Genomic DNA, 1,485 nt, shown 5'->3' with positions numbered 1-1,485 from the left:
CATCCGGTTATACACAACTCTGACCATCACCGACCGGCCTCGGGGAAGAGCGTTCGCGTTCAATAACTTGGTGCGGCCCTTGTAAACTTGCGGCACTTCGCGTTTACTCTCTGCTTTTGCGTGACGCATTGGCGACCGAATCGACACACTGGGCAGAGACGGAATTCAAGCAACTCGACCTCGGCGATGCGCGCCTGGACAAGCGAGCGAGGATATTGATGGAACGATTGGCGGCCGACCCGATGGCCAGCGTGCCGAAGGCATGTCGGGGCTGGGGCGAAACGATGGCGGCATATCGCTTTTTTGATAACGACAGCATCGACTGGCGCGCGATTTTGGCGCCGCACTGGCAACAGACGCAAAAGCGGATGGAAGCCCATCCTGTCATCCTTTGCCTGCAAGACACCACCGAACTTGATTTCAACGGCCAGAGTGCAACCGGGCTCGGACCGCTGAGCTACGAAGCGCAGCGCGGCATGTATTTGCATCCGACTTACGCGGTCACGCCGCAGCGCGAGCCGCTGGGCATTCTGGACGCGTGGATGTGGGCACGCGAGAAGAAGGACAAATTTGGCAAGCGCGGCGGGCCCAAGGAGAGCCTGCGCTGGCTCGAGGGCTACGAGCGCATTGCGGAGATGGCGGCGAGTCTGCCGGCTACGCGCCTGGTGTATGTGGCCGATCGCGAAGCCGACCTGATGGCGCTGATGCTGCATGCCCAAGCGCTGGGCACGCCAGCCGACTGGCTGGTACGGGCGACCCACAACCGCTGTCTGCCCGAAGGCGACAAGCTGTGGGAGCGCACCACGGGTGCGGAGGCGGTAGGGCAGATCGCATTCACGCTGGGATCGCGACACGGCATCAAGGCGCGCACTGTACGCCAGCACGTGTGGATGCAGCGGGTTCAACTGCCCGCGGGCAAAGGCAAGAGCGTCGCCGCCACCTGTCTTGTCGCGCGCGAATTCGATGCGCCGCCCGGCGTCAAGCCAATCGAATGGCGTTTGCTGACCAACCGCGTTGCCACGACCTTGGACGAGGCGATCGAATTGATCGACTGGTACCGGGCGCGCTGGGAAATCGAGATGCTGTTCAATATCCTGAAAAACGCGTGTCGCGTTGAAGCGCTCCAGCTTGGCTCGGTCGAACGGCTTGAGCGCGCATTGGCGCTGTTCATGGTGGTGGCGTGGCGCGTTGCTCACCTGATGCGGCTGGGACGAACCTGTCCTGATCTGAACGCGGAGTTGTTCTTTGACCCCGATGAAATTCGGGGCGCCTACTTGCTGACGAAAGTACGGCAACCGGCAACGCCGAAGCTCAATGAAGTGCTGCGCCTGATCGCGCGCCTCGGCGGATTCCTCGGCCGCAAGAGCGATGGCGAACCCGGCGTCAAAACAATCTGGCTTGGACTCAAAGAGGTTCATGTCGCTGCAAGAACGCTGCGTGGCCTACGGGACGAGGGCAGTACTGACATTTGTGTATAACTGAATG

Annotated in this window: 1 protein-coding gene; it reads left to right on the top strand. The window is 61.3% G+C overall.

What is annotated here, in order from left to right:
* The first annotated feature begins 116 nt into the window (after positions 1-116).
* Positions 117-1,478: an IS4 family transposase gene (locus ACYP5B_RS27155; protein WP_459571766.1), complete on the top strand. Its 1,362-nt coding sequence runs from the start codon at positions 117-119 to the stop codon at positions 1,476-1,478.
* The last annotated feature ends 7 nt before the right edge of the window (positions 1,479-1,485 follow it).

It is taken from the genome of Cupriavidus sp. 8B (genome assembly GCF_054589115.1).
The sequence above is the reverse complement of the archived record's forward strand: the minus strand, read 5'-3'. Positions and strand labels throughout refer to the sequence as shown.